The 16,186-nt window shown below is 65.0% G+C and carries 10 protein-coding genes; 6 read left to right on the top strand and 4 right to left on the bottom strand.

What is annotated here, in order from left to right; all coding sequences use genetic code 11:
* Nucleotides 1-45 precede the first annotated feature (45 nt).
* The 3 genes from CR152_RS30865 to CR152_RS30855 all read left to right on the top strand — a co-directional run bounded on the left by CR152_RS30865 (nucleotide 46) and on the right by CR152_RS30855 (nucleotide 7,191).
* On the top strand, nucleotides 46-3,294 hold the full coding sequence (locus tag CR152_RS30865) for a coiled-coil domain-containing protein (protein ID WP_229413720.1): 3,249 nt from the start codon (nucleotides 46-48) through the stop codon (nucleotides 3,292-3,294).
* Nucleotides 3,295-3,364: 70 nt separating this feature from the next.
* On the top strand, nucleotides 3,365-4,084 hold the full coding sequence (locus CR152_RS30860) for a substrate-binding periplasmic protein (protein WP_099881406.1): 720 nt from the start codon (nucleotides 3,365-3,367) through the stop codon (nucleotides 4,082-4,084).
* A 368-nt stretch (nucleotides 4,085-4,452) separates the two neighbouring features.
* The gene (locus CR152_RS30855; protein ID WP_099881404.1) at nucleotides 4,453-7,191 is read left to right on the top strand and encodes a polysaccharide deacetylase family protein; all 2,739 of its coding nucleotides are present in this window, start codon (nucleotides 4,453-4,455) and stop codon (nucleotides 7,189-7,191) included.
* Between the two features lie 157 nt (nucleotides 7,192-7,348).
* Here CR152_RS30855 and CR152_RS30850 read toward each other — a convergent pair whose 3' ends face one another.
* On the bottom strand, nucleotides 7,349-8,389 hold the full coding sequence (locus CR152_RS30850; RefSeq protein WP_099881402.1) for a DUF475 domain-containing protein: 1,041 nt from the start codon (nucleotides 8,387-8,389) through the stop codon (nucleotides 7,349-7,351).
* Between the two features lie 218 nt (nucleotides 8,390-8,607).
* On the opposite strand from CR152_RS30850, the gene CR152_RS30845 reads away from it, so the two are divergent.
* The 3 genes from CR152_RS30845 (at nucleotide 8,608) to CR152_RS30835 (ending at nucleotide 13,623) form a co-directional block, all read left to right on the top strand.
* Nucleotides 8,608-9,030 (top strand): divergent PAP2 family protein, encoded by a 423-nt coding sequence (locus tag CR152_RS30845; protein ID WP_099881401.1) that lies wholly within the window; start codon nucleotides 8,608-8,610, stop codon nucleotides 9,028-9,030.
* A 228-nt stretch (nucleotides 9,031-9,258) separates the two neighbouring features.
* On the top strand, nucleotides 9,259-10,395 hold the full coding sequence (locus CR152_RS30840) for an efflux RND transporter periplasmic adaptor subunit (protein ID WP_099881399.1): 1,137 nt from the start codon (nucleotides 9,259-9,261) through the stop codon (nucleotides 10,393-10,395).
* Nucleotides 10,396-10,398: 3 nt separating this feature from the next.
* Nucleotides 10,399-13,623, top strand: coding sequence for an efflux RND transporter permease subunit (locus CR152_RS30835; protein WP_099881397.1), 3,225 nt, complete (start codon nucleotides 10,399-10,401; stop codon nucleotides 13,621-13,623).
* A gap of 118 nt (nucleotides 13,624-13,741) precedes the next feature.
* Here CR152_RS30835 and CR152_RS30830 read toward each other — a convergent pair whose 3' ends face one another.
* From CR152_RS30830 to CR152_RS30820, 3 genes are all read right to left on the bottom strand, one after another.
* Entirely contained in the window at nucleotides 13,742-14,167 is a 426-nt protein-coding gene (locus CR152_RS30830; protein WP_208640232.1) for a hypothetical protein, read from the bottom strand.
* Between the two features lie 296 nt (nucleotides 14,168-14,463).
* Entirely contained in the window at nucleotides 14,464-15,384 is a 921-nt protein-coding gene (locus CR152_RS30825) for an NAD(P)H-hydrate dehydratase (protein WP_229413719.1), read from the bottom strand.
* Between the two features lie 13 nt (nucleotides 15,385-15,397).
* Nucleotides 15,398-16,162 carry a histidine phosphatase family protein gene (locus CR152_RS30820; RefSeq protein WP_099881395.1) on the bottom strand — a complete coding sequence of 255 codons (765 nt, stop codon included), beginning with the start codon at nucleotides 16,160-16,162 and terminating at the stop codon, nucleotides 15,398-15,400.
* Nucleotides 16,163-16,186: the final 24 nt, after the last annotated feature.

Here is a 16,186-nt window from a genome sequence, read left to right as displayed (position 1 = left end):
GTCAGGCCTTCCCATGCCGGGACGGTAGCCCAAGCGAGAACGACGATGGAATCCACACCAGCCCCGCACGACGATGCCAACCTGACCATCGCGCTGCCGCCCGACGGCGCCGCGCCCCAGGCTGCCGCTGTGCCCCCGGCTGCCGCTGTGCCCCCGGCTGCCGCCCCTGTCGCCGAAGCTGGTCCCGACCGCGCCCAGTCCGAAATGCGCGCCATCCACGAAGCCATCGCCCGGGTCGAAGCCGAAGCCAAAGCCTCTTGCGCCGCTGAAAGCCGGGCCCATGCCGAAGCGCGTGCGCGCGGCCTGGCCGAGGAACGCGCCGCCATGGACGCCGCCGCTGCCGCCGCCGCCTTGCAAAACGCACAAGCCTCCGAAGAAGCCATCGAAGCCAATCGCGACCGCCTCGAAACCCTGCGCGCCGCCGCCCAGGCCAGCCTGGAACGCCTCGAAGCGGTGCGTCAGGAAACCGCCGAGCTGCGCGCCCGCGTTGAAGCCGATACCCAGATCAAACTGGCCGCTGAAACGCGCCTGAAAGCCGACGAAGAAGCGCGCCGCCGCGCCACCGAGCAAATCGCCGCCGAAGCCGAGCTGGCCGAACAGGCCGCGCGCGCCACCGAAGCACTGCTGGTCCAGACCGAGCAGGCGCGCCTGCAGGCGGTCGAACGGGTTGCCGCGGTGCACGCCGCCCAGGAAGAAGTACTGCACATCGCCAACGCCGACGCCCGCATGACCGCCCTGGCGCGCGAACGCGAGCGCCAGGCCAAGGGTGCGCGCCACACCGCCGAACAGTTGGCCGAAGCCGAATCGGAAGCGCTCGAACTGACCGTCCAGCGCGAAAAAGCCGACCAGATCGCACTGGCGTCGGCCTTTGCCCGCGCCGTGGCAGAAGCGCGCGCGCTGGAAGAAGCACGCGCCCTGGCCCACATCGAACAGGAACGCGAAGCGATCGCCATCGCCCAGGCCGAATCCGAACGCGTGGCCGCCCAGTCGATCCACCTGCGCCTGCAATCCGAAAAAGAACTGCGCGACGCCGCGCTGCACCGCGAACGCCTGGAAAAGATGGCTGCCGCCGGTGCCGCTGCCCGGCGCGACGCCGAAGCGCGCATCCTGACCGCGACTGAAGAACGGATCGAAGTCGACAAGCGCCTGCGCGAAGTGGCCCTGGCGCGCGCCAAGGCCGAAGACGATGCCAGCGCCGTCGTGCAAGCGAAGGTCGACGCCGAAGCGCTCGCCACGGCACAAGCGAATGAACGCGCCCTGGCCGACCAGGCCGCCACCGCCGCCGCGCTGGCCGAAGCCGAGGAACAGCAACGCGCGCGCGTGCTGGCTGAAGAACGTGCCAGCCTGGCCCAGGCCGCGGCCGACCTGGCAGCCGCCGAAAACGCATCCGAACAAGCCGCCGTGGCGTCGATCGCCGAACAGGTCGAGCTGCAGCGCCGCGCAAGTGCGCTGGCCGCCGACAAGGCTGCGCAAGCGGCCGCGCTGGCGCAGGCCGAACAGGCCCACGCCGAAGCTGAACAAACCGCGCTGGCACGGCTGCAGGAACGGCTTGAAGCCGAAACCCGCGCCGCCGAAGCGGCCCAGGCGCGCGCCGACGCCGAACAGACCGAAGCGGTGCTGCTGCGCCAGAAAGCCGACGCCGAACAGCGTCTGGCCGAGTCCAGGCAAATCGAAGTGGAAGCGACCCGTTTGCTCGCCGAGCAGGTCGAGATCGACAGCGCGCAAGCCAGCGCCGCCGCCGACGCCATCGCCGCCCAGGCGCGCGTGGCGCAAGAGCTGGCGCTGGCGCAAAGCGCGCGTGCCGAGGCCGAGCAGCAAACCCTGGCCATGGCCGAACAGGCGCTGGCGCTGGCCGAAGAAACGCTGGCCAACGAGCGCGCCCGCGCCGAGAGCGAGCGCAACGCCCTGGCGCTGGCCGAACAGAACGCCGCCGAGCAGCGCCAGCTAGCCGAGCTGGCAGCGAGCACGGAGCAAGCCAAACGGATCGCCGCCGACGCCACGCGCAACCTGGTGCAGCAGGCGGAAACCGAAAGCGTGCAGGCCCAGGCCGCCGCCGACGCCATCGCCGCGCAGGCCCGCGCCGCCATCGACCTGGCTCAGACCCAGAGCGCGCGCGCCGTGGCCGAACAGCAAAAACTGGCCCTGGCCGAACAGGCACTGGCCGATGAACGCGCGCGTGCCGAGAGCGAAGCCGCCGCCCTGGCCCTGGCCGAACAGAACGCCGCCGACCAGCGCCAGATGGCGGTCGCCGCCGCCTACACCGAACAGGCCAAACGGCTCGAAGCCGAGGCCACGCGCGAACTGGTGCAACAGGCTGAAATTGAAAGCGTGCAGGCGCAGAACGCCGCCGACGCCATCGCCGCCCAAGCGCGCGCCGCCGCCGAACTGGCCGAAGCGCAGCGCGAACGCGCCCGCTCCGAGCAGCAAAAACTGGCACTGGCCGAGGAAACGCTGGCGCAGGAACGCGCCGTTGCCGACAGCGAGCGTGCGGCCGTCATGCTGGCCGAGCAAACCCTGGCCGCCAAGCGCCAGCTGGCGTTGGCCAGCGCCGGCGCCGAGCAGGCCCGCCGTACCGAAGCCGAGGCCGCGCGCGTGCTGGCGCAACAGGCCCAGGTCGAAACCGACCAGGCGGCACGCGCCGCCGATGCTGTCGCGGCCCAGGCACGGGTGGCGACCGAGCGCGCCCAGGTGCAGCAGGTGCGGGCAGAGACCGAACAGCAGAAACTCAAGCTGGCCGAAGAAGCGCTGGTGCTCGAACGTGCCAGCGCCGAGGCCGAGCGGGCCAGCATCGAGACCGAGCGCGCCTCGCTGGCGCTGATCGAGCAAAAGCTTGCCACCCAGCGTCAGCAACTGGCGGCCGACCAGCGCGCCGAGCAGGCGATTGCGGCGCGCCTGGCATCCGAACAGGCGGCTTGCCTGTCGGCGCGTGCGCGGGCCGAAGCCGAACACGAAGCGGCCAGCATGGCGCGCCAGTTCCAGGTCGCGCAAGAAATCGCTGCGCTGGCCGCGCAAGACAAGCGCGACGCCCAGCGCGTGCTGCTCGACAGCGCGCAGGCGCAGGCCGAGATGCAGCGCAAGAGCGCGATCACCACCAAGGAAATGGCCGACGCCAAGCGTGAGCTGGTGGCGCTCGAAATGCGCCGCCTGGAAGCCGATACGCACACCCTGATGGTCACCAAGCACGCCATCGACGACGAAAAACGCAGCAGCGCCACCGATGCGGCGCAGCGTTCGACCTCGGCCACGATGACGCACCAGGTGCTGGGCCGCCTGACCGCGCCGGCCAAGGGCTGAGGCGGGCAGGGCATGCGTGGCGCAGAGGCTGTTCTTACGGTCCGCCTGCTGATGAGGTAAGATCGGCGGCATGACGAACTCCAAGTTGCTCCTGGCCTTGCTGCTGTCGCTTCCACCCGGAGTGCAGGCGGCGGAGCTGTCGGTGCTGGTCGATACCAGTACCGACATGCCGATGGCACGCTTCGAGCGTGGGCGGCTGGTCGATGGCATCCACAAGGACATCGGCCAGGCGCTCGCCGGCGCGATGGGGCGCACGGCGGTGTTTGTGGCCATGCCGCGCAAGCGGATTGTGCGCACGCTGGAAGATGGTGGTGCGGACGTGCTGTGCAGCTATGTTCCCGAATGGCTCAACGGATCGTTCCACTGGAGCCGGGCCTTCGTCCCGATCACCCAGGTGTTGATCACGGCGCGCAGTGCGGCGCGTCCGCGCAGCGTGGCCGACGTGTCGGGCAAGCCGATCGGCACTGTGCTCGGCTACTCCCATCCCGAGCTCGACGAAATGCTGGGCGCGGGATTCATCCGCGACGAAGGTGTCAGCTCGCTGGCCAACCTGCGCAAGCTGGCGGCGGGACGATTGCAGCATGTCGTCACGGCCAAACTGTTTCTCGACTACCGCCAAAAGCTCAGCGACCCGGTGCTTGTGCTGCATCCGCCGCTGGAGGTCAAGAGCTATATGGGCCAGTGTGCGGTCTCCCCCAAGGGCAAGGTCACGGTGGCCGATGTCGATAAAGCGATCTCGCGCCTGATCGCCAGCGGCGCCATGAGTACCATCCTCGCGCGCTACCAGTAGCACCCGTTACCGCGACACCCCACTTCACCCCAACCGGGGTCAGAGCTCTGACTTGCAATATTTTTTTGTTTCCTAACCAGGGTCAGACCTCCGATTCGAAATTTTGTTAATCGGGTTGATTCGGGCGGGCTCGATTTTGTGCGCATTTGCGCGGAATTGGCCGTAGAAGCGATCAATTCTTGGCGTTTTCGAATTCTCCAGTTTTACAAAATTTCGAGACGGAGGTCTGACCCCGGTTAGGAAACAAAAATGTTGCGAGTCAGAGCTCTGACCCCGGTTGTGGGAAGGTTGATTGCTGGCGTAGGAATTTCGGGCGCGTTTTGTATTTGCAATACAATCGATGCATTTCTTCCAACAGGTGTGTCTCCGTGACTTCCACTTCCATCAAAATCGCCGCTGCGCTCGCCATCGCGGGCGCGGCCGGGGCAACCTTTTTGTTTGCCGGACGTAAGCCGGCGCCGGCAACGCCGCCGCCCGCGCCCGTCAAGTCCGCCCCCGTAGCCACGCCTGCGCCGCGCACCGATGCCGCGCCGCTGATGAGCGGCATCCAGGCCTTGCTGGCCAATTACCGCAAGATCATCGTCCTGCTCGCCGACGAGAAGTCGATGCCGGCCAATGAGCGCGATCAGGCGCAGCGCGTCGGCCAGAATCTGTTCCACGAGAATCAGTCACGCGCCGAGTCCCTCGAACGCGACTTGGCCGCGCTGCTCGCCTCCACCCAGCCGAACCGCTTCGATGCCGTCAGCGAACTGCTCGGCTTCATCGAGTCCGATAAATCCCTGTACGACGCCGACCGCCTCGCTTTCCGCGAGCTGCTGCAAGGCTTGCTGGCGGAAGTGGCCAAGGATTCGAGCTTGCCGGCCATTAAGATCCACAAGCGCCTGTCGGAGGATCTCGATGCGCTGGCCGAGATCGAGCGCAACTACGAGAAGGAAATCCGCCAGGTGTTCGGCCGCTACGAGTCGCGCGCGATCGAGCTCAAACGCGAGCGCTGGGACACTTACCTGGCTTACCTCAAGACCCTGTACACGCGCGACACCATCCTCAAGGAGCAGGGCGTGGTGATGCCTTACCCGGCATCGGCCTTGCCCCCGGAGCCCAAAGCCAAGGCGGAGCCCGATCCCAACGAGATCTTCGGCAATTCCCTGCCCAAGAAAACCGTGGTGCTGACCTTCGATGACGGTCCCCACAAGCGCTACAGCGAAGAAATCGCCGCGATCCTCAAGCAGTACGGGGTGCCGGCAGTGTTTTTCAGCGTCGGGCGCAACCTGGGCAGCGTCGATGCCGCCGGCAAGGCGACGCTGTCGGAGGGCGCCGCGGTCAGCCGCAAGCTCAAGGCAGGCGGCTACACGCTGGCCAACCACAGCTACACGCACGCCCAGCTGTCGAAAGAAACCGGCGACAAGCTCAAGGCCGAGATCCTCAATACCGATGTGCTGCTCAAGGCCATTGATGCCGGCCGCTCGCCGCTGTTCCGCTTTCCCTACGGCGCGCGTAACAGCGAGGGCATGCATGCGCTGCAAGGCGCGCACCTGCGCTCGGTGATGTGGAATATCGATTCGCTCGACTGGGCCGATCCGGTTCCGGCCTCGATCGCGGAACGGGTCCTGCGCACGGTCGACAAGGAGGGCCGCGGCATCATCCTGTTCCACGACATCCATGCGCGCACGGTCAAGGCGCTGCCTGCCGTGCTGGACCGCTTGATCGCGGAGGGTTATCAGTTCGCCGGCTGGGATGGCGCCAATTTCACCAGCGCCAACACGGCCGCCGCGCCCGCCGAAAAAGTGGCGGTGAGCACCGGTTACGCCAATTCCTGGGCCATCGTGATCGGCATCGACAGCTATCCGAAGTGGCCCAAGCTGCAGTACGCGGTGCGCGATGCCCAGGGTGTGCGCGAAACGCTGATCGGCAAGTTCGGCTTCGCGGCCGAGCGCGTGGTCTCGCTCAACAATGCCGAAGCGACCCGCGCCGGCATCCTCGGCGCCTTCCATGACCGCTTGGCCCACGGCGGCGTGCAAAAGAATGACCGAATTTTCGTGTTTTTCGCCGGCCACGGCGCTACCCGCAAGCTCAGTTCGGGCCGCGACCTCGGCTACATCGTGCCTTACGATTCCGACCCGGCCCAGTTCGCCACGGATGCGATTCCGATGAGCGAAATCCAGAACATTGCGGAGAGCCTGACCGCCAAGCATGCGCTGTTCGTGATGGATGCCTGCTACAGCGGGCTGGGCCTGACGCGCGGCGGCGGCGCCGGCGCCGGCGCCTTCCTGCGCGATAACGCGCGCCGCATCGGGCGCCAGATGCTGACCGCCGGCGGGGCCGACCAGCTGGTGTCGGACGGCGGGCCGAACGGGCATTCGGTGTTCACCTGGACCTTGCTGCAGGGACTGGCGGGGAAGGGCGACCTCAACGGCGATGGCTTGATCACGGCCACCGAACTGGCGGCTTATGTGGCGCCGGCGGTGGCGGGCGTGTCGAACCAGACGCCGGCGTTCGGCAGCCTGCCCGGCTCGGAAGGGGGCGACTTTGTGTTCGAGCTGCCGGTCGAGGCGGAGTTTTTGAATCCGCAGACGGCGCAGTTGTCGACCGAGGCGATCGCGCTCAACGCCAAGCTCGACGCGGTGCGCCCGGACGCGCCCAAGTCGGACGACAAGCCGGGCGTGACGCCACCAACGGCGCCGGTCGCGGTCAAGGATTTGCAGGGCAAGGAGCAGAAGCTGGTGACGCCGCTGGCAGTGCCGTCGTCGGCGCGCCAGCTGGCCCAGCGCGCCAACGACCGCGGTTTGCAGCTGTTTAAGGAGAAGCAGTATGCGGCGGCCGAAGCGGAATTCACCGAGGCGCTGAAACTGCGCGCCGACTTTGCGCTGGCGGCCAATAATCTGGGCTTCGTGTATTACAAGCAGGGGAAATTCGCCGAGGCGGCGCGCTGGTTCGACAATACCGTGAAGATGGACCCGTCGCGCGCGGTGGCATACCGCAACCTGGGCGATGCGCATGTCCAGGCTGGCGACGTGGCGAAGGCGAAGCTGGCGTTCAAGACCTTCCTGGAACTGGCTCCGGCCAGCCCGGGAGCGGTGTACGTGAAGCAGCAGATGGATAAACTCTAAGAGCTCATGCGCTGGTGCGGTACTCTTGCACCGTTGACGTCTCCCGCGCCAGGGCGGCCATCGGCGGGAACGCATGCGTTCCCGCCTGCGCCCGAACTCGTCTCTGCAATTGACGGAAGGACAGTGGGGGAGCATGCTCCCCCAAACTGCTCTTGCATCAAGCCACCCCCAAGGCCTCCTGCTGTTTCTTGTACCGCAGCGACGACCACAGCGACACCAGAATGAACGCCACCCCCGACAGCCCCGTGAACCACTCCGGAATGTGATAGCGCACGCTGGCGAACATGATCAGCGCCAGAATCCCGATGGCATAATGCGCGCCGTGTTCCAGATACACAAACTCCTGCAAGGTGCCCTTGTCGACCAGGTACACCGTCATCGAGCGCACGAACATGGCGCCAATGGCCAGGCCCAGCATGATGATGACCACGTCGCTCGTGATGGCGAACGCACCGATCACGCCGTCGAAACTGAACGAGGCATCGAGCACTTCCAGATACAAAAAACCGCCGATACTGCCGCGCGAGACCATTTGCCCGATGGTCGGATCGGCTTCTTCTTCCTCCAGCAAAGTACTGATCCAGTTCACGCCCACGTAAATGACCACGCCCAGCACGCCCGCCATCAGCACGCTGAGCTTGCGCGCTTCCGGCACCAGGTACATGGCCATGAACGATGCGCACAGGGTCAGCATCACCGACAGGCTCTCGCTGCCGTATTTACCCACCTTCTCTTCGAACACGCCGAGCCAGTGAAGTTCCTTTTCTTCGTCGAATAAAAAGTTGAGGAACACCAGCAGCAGGAAGGCGCCGCCGAACGCCGCCACCTCGGCATGGTTCTCGGTCAGGTGGCGCGAGTATTCGTCGGGCGTGTTGATCGCCATGGTCCACACGTCCAGCAAGCCCAGCCCGGTGGCGACGGAAACGATGACCAGTGGAAAAACCAGGCGCATGCCGAACACCGCCACCAGAATCCCGACCGTCAGGAACAGCTTGCGCCAGAAGTCGTTCCAGTGGCGCAGCACCGAGGCGTTGACCACCGCGTTGTCGAACGAAAGCGACACTTCCAGCACGCCCAGCACCGCGGATATCCACAGTGCATTGAGCAGCCCGGGGATGCCGCCGCGCGAGTAGCCCCACCAGGCGGCAACGCACATGAGAATGAAGGTGACGAGGAAGGAGAGTCTGAAATGGCGCATGCGGAAATTCCCAAGGAAAAATTCGATACGAATGGCGGGCGCCGGCGAGGCGGCGGTCTGATGTCATTCTAATAGGTTTTCCTGCCCGATGAGCGGTCAAACGCGCGCGTGCGCCCCGGCTCGGCGGCCGTTGCCGTGGTCCCCCTGGCGGGCGTGATCTGCGATAATTGTTAATTACGCAGCAATTTCGCGGCTTAATGACAACAAGGATTACACGCATGGATATCAGCTACCTCATCACGCCAGTCCTGACCTGGATGGTGGTGGGACCAATCAAGTTCCTGATTAATAGTGCACGCCAGCGGCGCTGGGCGTTCAATCTGGTCGGCAACGGTGGCTTTCCCAGCAATCACAGCTCGGTGGTGACCAGCATGGCGACCCTGATCGCCCTGCGCGAAGGCATGGACAGTCCGGCATTCGGGGTGGCGGTGACCCTGGCGTTTATTGTGATGATCGACGCCAACAGCCTGCGCCAGCACGTGGGCCGCCAGGCCGCCGCCATCAACCGCGTGGCCGGCAGCGCCGCCGACCATACCCATCTGCGGGAACGCATGGGGCATACCCTGGTCGAAATCACCGGCGGCATTTGCACCGGCATCGGCATGGGGTTTGCGATTTTCCATCTGTTCGAGCGGTTCTGACGCCGCGCCATGGCGCCGGACTAAAAAACACGCGGGTGTGGCGGCCCAGTTTGTTGCAACTCAGTACGGCAGGAATGCAGTTCAGTCCCGCAAATCCGCAGTTCAGGCATCCAAACGGGCAGGTTGAAAGATTGCTAATTGACGTCGATATCCGTCTCAAGGATACTTTGCCGCTGATAGTTTTCAATTTGATACATACGTCTGACCGATTTGAACCCGGAGAATCCCATGCTGCGCAAAACAATGCTCGTCCTCGCCATCGCCACGGCGCTCGCCGCCTGCAGTAAGGACGCCAAAGAACCGGGCAAGGACGCCAAGGCGGCCGCCCCCGTCCAGTTGCTGGTTTCTCCGGAAGATATGCTTACGATCCAATCGAACGCGCTCGCGTCCGGTCCGGTCGTGACCGGCTCGGTCCAGCCCGAACGCAAGGCCGACCTGCGCGCCGAAGTCTCGGCCGTGGTGTTGCAGGTGCTCAAGGAAAACGGCGACATCGTCAAGCGCGGCGATATCCTCGTCAAGCTCGATGAAACCGCCATCCGCGACAGCCTCAGCTCGGCCGAGCAATCGGCCCGCGCCGCCTCCCAGGCGCTCGACCAGGCCGAACGCCAGCTCGAACGCATGAAAACCCTGCGCGCCTCGGGCATGACATCGGCCCAGGCCATGGATGACGCCGAAGTGCGCCGCAACAATGCCTTGAGCGAAGTGTCTGCCGCCAAATCGCGCGCCGCGCTGGCGCGCCAGCAACTGGCCCGCACCATGGTGAGGGCGCCGTTCGACGGCGTGGTCAGCGAACGCAAGGTCTCGGCCGGCGACACCGCTTCGGTCGGCAAGGAATTGCTGAAAGTGATAGATCCGTCCAGCATGCGTTTTGAAGGGCACGTCTCGGCCGACCGCATCAGCACGGTCAAGGTTGGCCAGGCGGTCAGCTTCCGGATCAACGGCTATGCCGGTGAAGAATTCCGCGGCGTGGTCAAGCGGGTCGATCCGGCCGCCAACGACGTCACGCGCCAGGTCGAGGTGCTGGTCGGGTTTGCGCCCGGCTCGGCGGTGCCGAAGGTTTCCGGCCTGTATGGGGAAGGGCGCATCGAGGCTGAAACCAAGGCTGCGCTGATGTTGCCCGAAGGCGCGCTGGTCAAGGCCGGCGACAAGGCATACGCCTGGCGCCTGCGCAACAAAACACTGAACAAGGTCGACCTGGCGGTCGGGCCGCGCGACACGCGCACCGGCAACTATGAAATCAAGCAAGGCCTGGCCGCCGGCGACACCGTCATGCGCAATCCGAGCTCGGCCTTCAAAGAGGGCCAGAAGGTCGAACTGGCGCCGGCCAAGGTTGCCGCCGCCCCAGCTGTTGTGCAGGGGAAATAAGCCATGTTCCTTTCCGATTTCAGTATCAAGCGGCCAATCGCGACGATTGTGCTGATCGTCGCCCTGATGTGCATGGGTCTGCTTGCCCTGACCAAACTGCGCGTCAACCAGAATCCCGACGTCGAAGTGCCGGTCTTGCAGATCAATATTCCCTATCCGGGCGCGTCGCCGGACACGGTCGAGCGCGAAGTGATCAACCGCATCGAAAAGTCGCTGCTCAGCATTTCCGGCGTGACCGATGTGCACGCCAATGCGGTCGAGGGCAATGCCCAGTTCTGGCTCGAGTTCAACTTCGACAAGAACCTGATCGAAGCGTCCGACGAGGTCCGCAACGCCATCGCCACGGTGCGCTACAAGCTGCCGACCGAGATGCGCGAACCGATCCTGCAGCGCCTGGACCCGGCCACGCAGCCGATCCTGAACCTGGCGCTGTCTTCCACCAGCCAGACCCATGCGGAAATCTCGCGCCTGGCCGAGGACGTGCTGGCCGACCGCTTCCGCGGCATCGACGGCGTGGCGACGGTCAACGTCAACGGTGCGCTGCGGCGCGAACTGTCGGTGCTGCTGCGCGCCGAAAAGCTGCGTGAATATAATGTGGCCGTGTCCGACGTGGTCAACGCCTTGCGCACGCAAAACACCAATGCGCCGGTGGGCAAGATTCGCGGCGAATACGACGAGAAAAGCATCCGCCTGGTGGGCCGCATCGAGTCTCCCGAGGAATTCCAGCAGATCGTGGTCAAGCGCCGCGGCGAGGAAATCGTGCGCCTGGCCCAGGTGGCCGAGATCCGCGACGGCTTTGCCGAAGTCAACAACCTGAGCATCCGCAGCGGCAAGCCGAACGTGGGCATCACCCTGACCCGCTCGCGCGATGCCAGTACCGTCAGCGTGGCGAACAAGGCCAAACTGCTGATCAAGGAACTGGAAAAAGAACTGCCGAAAGGCACCGTCCTGGAAGTCACGCGCGATGGCGGCGATGAAGCCCAGCGCAGCCTGAACAATGTGATCGAGTCGCTGATCTTCGGCGCCGTGCTGACCATTTTCGTGGTGTACGCCTTCCTCAATTCCTGGCGCTCGACCCTGATCACGGCGCTGTCCTTGCCGACCTCGGTGATCGCCTCGTTCATCGCGGTCTGGCTGTGCGGTTTCACGCTCAACTTCATGACCCTGCTCGGGCTGTCGCTGGCGATCGGCGTGCTGATCGACGATGCGATCGTGGTGCGCGAAAACATTGTGCGCCACATGCAGCGCGGTTCCGACCGCCGCAAGGCTGCCCTCGAAGGCACCGCCGAGATCGGCATGGCGGTTGCCTCGACCACGTTCTCGATCATCGCCGTGTTCATTCCGGTGGCCTTCATGCCGGGCGTGTCCGGTGAATGGTTCCGTCCGTTCGCGCTGACGGTCACCTGCTCGGTGCTGGTCAGCCTGGTCATTTCCTTCACGCTCGACCCGATGCTGTCGGCTTACTGGGGCGACCCGCCGGATCATCACACGGCGCCGAAAAAAGGCTTGTCGCTGATGCTGCATCACTTTAACGAGTGGTTCGACCGCCAGGCCGACCGCTACGGCAATGTGATCGCCTGGGCCTTGCATCACCGCATCTGGATGACCCTGATCGCCGTGGCCACCTTCGCCGGCGCGATTTATCTGCAGGGCGCCAAGGGCGGCACCAGCTTCCTGCCGGAAGCCGACTATGGCCAGTTGCTGATCGATATCCGCACGCCGGCCTCGTCGAGCGTCGAGTATTCGCGCGCCAAGCTGGAAAAGGCGGCCGAGCTGGCCCGCACGATCAAGGAAACCAAGGACACCAACGCCTTCATTAACACGGGCGGCGGCAAGGTGTATGTCGATATCGGCAAACGCGCCACCCGCTCGCGCAGCGCCAAGGAAATCGCGGTCGAGCTGCGCGCCAAGATTTCCCAGCTGGTCGGCGCCGAATACGTGGTGCTGGACGATATGAACAATGGCGCCAGCAAGCCGATCCAGATCCAGTTCACCGGGCCGGATTCGCGCAAGCTGCTCGACATTGCCAATGCCTACATGGAAAAGCTGCGCACGGTGCCGGGCGCGATCGATGTCGGCTTGTCCGAACAGGATCCGAAAAACGAATTGCAGATCGAACTGAACCGCGGCCTGGCCAATTCGATGGGCATTTCCGTCAACGATGCGGCGCAGTCGCTGCGGGTGGCCTTTGCCGGCGTCGAAGTGGGCGACTGGGTCGACCCGACCGGCGAAACGCGCGACGTGGCGGTGCGCCTGCATCCGGACGACCGCATCAGCGCCGACAATATCGAACGCTTGCCGATCGCCGTGACCGGCACCAACCAGATGGTGCCGCTCGACCAGATTGCCACCATTACCATGGGTAAGGGGCCATCCGGCATTTCGCACAAGAACGGCAAGCGCACCATTTCGGTGTCGGCCAATGCGCAGGGACGATCGAACGGCGAAGTCTCGAGCGATGCCATGAAACTAGCCGATACCTTCGATTACCCGCCCGGCTACGGCCGTGAACTGGGCGGCGCCGGCCAGGACCAGCAAGAGCTGTTTACCGAAATGGGTATCGCGCTGGTATCGGGCATCGGTTTGATGTACCTGATCCTGGTGATGCAGTTCGGTTCGTTCACGGCGCCGCTGGCGGTGATGCTGTCCTTGCCGCTGTCGCTGATCGGCGTGGTCGTGGCGCTCCTGGTGACGGGTAACACGCTCAACCTGATGAGCTTCATCGGCATCATCATGCTGATGGGCCTGGTGGCAAAGAATGCGATTCTGCTGCTCGACGCCGCCCGCTCGCGCGAACGTGAAGGCCACAGCCGCGAGGATTCGCTGATGGAGGCAGGCCGCGCGCGCCTGCGTCCGATCCTGATGACCACCTTCGCGCTGATCGCCGGCATGTTCCCGGTGGCGCTGGGGCTGGGCGAGGGCGGCGAGTTCTACCGTCCACTGGCGATTGCGATCATCGGCGGTACCATCACGTCGACCATTTTGACCTTGCTGGTGGTGCCGACTTTTTACGACAGCATTGAAATCAAGACCGACAGCATGGGCGCCAAGTTCCACCGCCGTTCGGCGCGCTTCGGTCCGCTGCTGGCGTTCCTGGCGACGTTCATCGAGGTGATTTTGTTCCTGACCTTTATTCGCCTGATCTATCGCCTGATCATGCGCGGAGTGCGCCTGGTCACGGGTGACAAGCGCAGCGCGGTCATGCGGGATGCTTTGCCGCTCAAGTAGCCGCAGTGTGTAGGGGGGCACTGCCGGCACATCGGAACGAGATGCCGTCAGTAGCCGGGCCGCCGTTTCTGCCACTGGCAGAAACGGCGGTTTTTCATTTGCGGCCATGCACGATCGGTCAGCGCTTGTCCTTGTCGGGCGGCGGGGTGGTGTCCGTGCTGCCTGAGGTGCCGCTGGTTCCCGATGTGCCGGTCGTGCCGGATGTGCCGCTGGTGCCTGACGTACCGGTGCCGCTCGTGCCCGTGCCAGTCGTTCCTGTGCCGGATGTGCCCGAGCCTGAGGTGCTGGTTCCGGTATCGCCCGTGGTGCCGCTGGTACCGCTGGTGCCCGTACCGCTGGTCCCGGTGCCGCTGGTGCCGGTATCGCCAGTGCCAGTGGTACCGCCGGTGCCGCTGGTACCGGATGTGGTACCGGAGGTCGTGCCGGACGTGGTGGTATCGCCGGTCCCGGTGGCAGGGGTGTCGTTGCGTTTGCAGGCAACGAGCATTGACGCCAGCAGCGCCGCAGTCAGCAAGATTTTTGGTGCGGTTGTGAATGGTTTCATTGTTTACTCCTCGGTCACGTCAATTGAGTACCGCTGCCTGTCACTGCACAGCCGCAGGCAACGGCGCCAGGTCGATCCTGCCGGACATGCACGCTGTCCGGCGAGGACCATCAGGGAACCGACGTCGTGCATGACGCGGTCCCATTAGCTGATGCGCGAATTCGACTGTAAAAATTAGACTTTCAACATCTGCGCCAGTTCATCTTTATTTGCGTATCTGACGTAGATTGACCTCCATGTCCGCGCAATTTGATACTGATCAAACGTTTTGCTTGGCCGCGGCCGTTCCGTCGACTTCAGGAACGGGCGGCTTGCTCCATCAGAGCGGGAATTTCGGCCGGAATTTCGCGTGCCAGATAGCCGAGCACGCCAAAACGCAAGGCCAGCTGTTCGCCGGCCTGCGCATGCAGTGCCACGCCCCAGCAGGTGGCCTGGGCCAGGGTGGCGCCGCGCGCCGCCAGTCCGGCGATGATGCCGGCCAGGGTGTCGCCGGAACCGGAAATGGCCAGCCCCACGTTGCCGCCTTCATGCTGCCAGGGGCCGCCTTCCGGCGCGCTGATCACGGTGCGCGCGCCCTTCAGCGCCACCACCGCGTTCCAGGCTTGCGCCGCCTCCCTGGCTGCGCCGTCGGGGTCGGCCAGGATCTCTTCTTTAGGATTGCCGCTCAGGTGCGCCATCTCGCCCGCGTGCGGGGTGAGGATGACGGTCTGGGCAAAGCGGAACGGCACGTTCCCGCCATCGAGGTCGGGATTCGTCACGATCCCCATTGCGTTGGCGTCGAGCACCACGCTGACGCCTTCCAGGCGCGGCAGCAAGGCGCGCACCAGTGCCGCCGTGGCCGCCTCATCCTGCATGCCGGGGCCGATCAGCACCGCGTCGACCTTGTCGGCCAGCGGATCGAGCATGGCCAGCGCATCGCGCTCGAAGCCGCCTTCGGCCGTCTCGCGCAGGCCGATCACGCGCGCTTCCGGCATGGCGAGGGCCACCAGTTGCGCCACGCTGGCGCCGGTGGCAATGGTCAGCTTGCCGGCACCGGCGCGCAGGGCCGCGGTGGCCGCCAGGATCACAGCGCCCGGCATTTCGCACGAGCCGCCCAGAATCAGCACGTGGCCGCGCCGTTCCTTGTCGCCCTCGGCGGGGGGCATCGGCAGCGGCCAGGCGCGCAGGGCGGCAGGGTCGATGGTAATCATGTGGGTGCTGGCCAGAGGCATGTCCATGGGACCGGCGCGCCTACGCTTTCGGAGCAGCGGGCACATCTTTTTGAACCGTGACCGGCGTGCCTGCCGCTTCCAGGGGAGCGACAAAATTAGTCAGTTGCAAGCCGAGCTTGCTGTGCTTGCCATCGTGCGGATCGAAGCTGTACGAGGTCACCGAGCAGTTCGGTACGTCGCCGGCCCGGTCGAAGGCGAGGATCGACGCTTCGTCGAGCCGCTCGAACAGGTAGCGGAAGCAATTGACCGTCACCTGGTGGCCGACGATCAGCACGCGTTCGTTGCAGAACTCGCGGGTGATGGTGTCGATGATGTTGCGCAGGCGCAGGATCACATCGCACCAGCTTTCGCCGCCGGGCGGGCGGAAGTAGAACTTGCCCACGTGCTGGCGCTGTTCGTACAGTTCCGGATACTTGTGCTTGATGCCGAGCGTGGTCAGGCGGTCGAGGATGCCGAATTCCTTTTCGCGCAGGCGCTCGTCGACGTGCACCGCCATCAGGCTGTCCGGCCCGAGCTGCTCCATGATGATACGGGCGGTTTCGGCTGCGCGTACGTAGGGGGAATGCAGCACCACGTTCGGCCGCTGGTCTGCGGGCATGGCGGCAAACCAGCCTGCCAGCGCGCGCGACTGTTCGGCGCCGAGCGGGGAGAGGGGAACGTCGACATCGCGCTCGGCGATATCGATCAGCAGGCCGGCCGCCGCTTCCGCCGCATCGCGGGCGACGTTACCGGCGCTTTGTCCGTGCCTGACCAGCCAGATCTGTTGGGGCCACTTTTGTTCCATCGATTCGCCTGCCGTTGAAATGTT

Source organism: Massilia violaceinigra (assembly GCF_002752675.1).
Classification (GTDB): domain Bacteria; phylum Pseudomonadota; class Gammaproteobacteria; order Burkholderiales; family Burkholderiaceae_D; genus Telluria_A; species Telluria_A violaceinigra.
Note: the sequence above shows the minus strand (reverse complement) of the source record. Positions and strands in the feature narration are given on the sequence as shown.

Bases quoted from the DNA above. Each gene is read 5' to 3' on its own strand.
- CR152_RS30865 (WP_229413720.1), top strand. From the start codon at position 46: ATGGAATCCACACCAGCCCCGCACGACGATGCCAACCTGACCATCGCG.
- CR152_RS30860 (WP_099881406.1), top strand. From the start codon at position 3,365: ATGACGAACTCCAAGTTGCTCCTGGCCTTGCTGCTGTCGCTTCCACCC.
- CR152_RS30850 (WP_099881402.1), bottom strand. From the start codon at position 8,389: ATGCGCCATTTCAGACTCTCCTTCCTCGTCACCTTCATTCTCATGTGC.
- CR152_RS30845 (WP_099881401.1), top strand. From the start codon at position 8,608: ATGGATATCAGCTACCTCATCACGCCAGTCCTGACCTGGATGGTGGTG.
- CR152_RS30840 (WP_099881399.1), top strand. From the start codon at position 9,259: ATGCTGCGCAAAACAATGCTCGTCCTCGCCATCGCCACGGCGCTCGCC.
- CR152_RS30835 (WP_099881397.1), top strand. From the start codon at position 10,399: ATGTTCCTTTCCGATTTCAGTATCAAGCGGCCAATCGCGACGATTGTG.
- CR152_RS30830 (WP_208640232.1), bottom strand. From the start codon at position 14,167: ATGAAACCATTCACAACCGCACCAAAAATCTTGCTGACTGCGGCGCTG.
- CR152_RS30825 (WP_229413719.1), bottom strand. From the start codon at position 15,384: ATGGACATGCCTCTGGCCAGCACCCACATGATTACCATCGACCCTGCC.
- CR152_RS30820 (WP_099881395.1), bottom strand. From the start codon at position 16,162: ATGGAACAAAAGTGGCCCCAACAGATCTGGCTGGTCAGGCACGGACAA.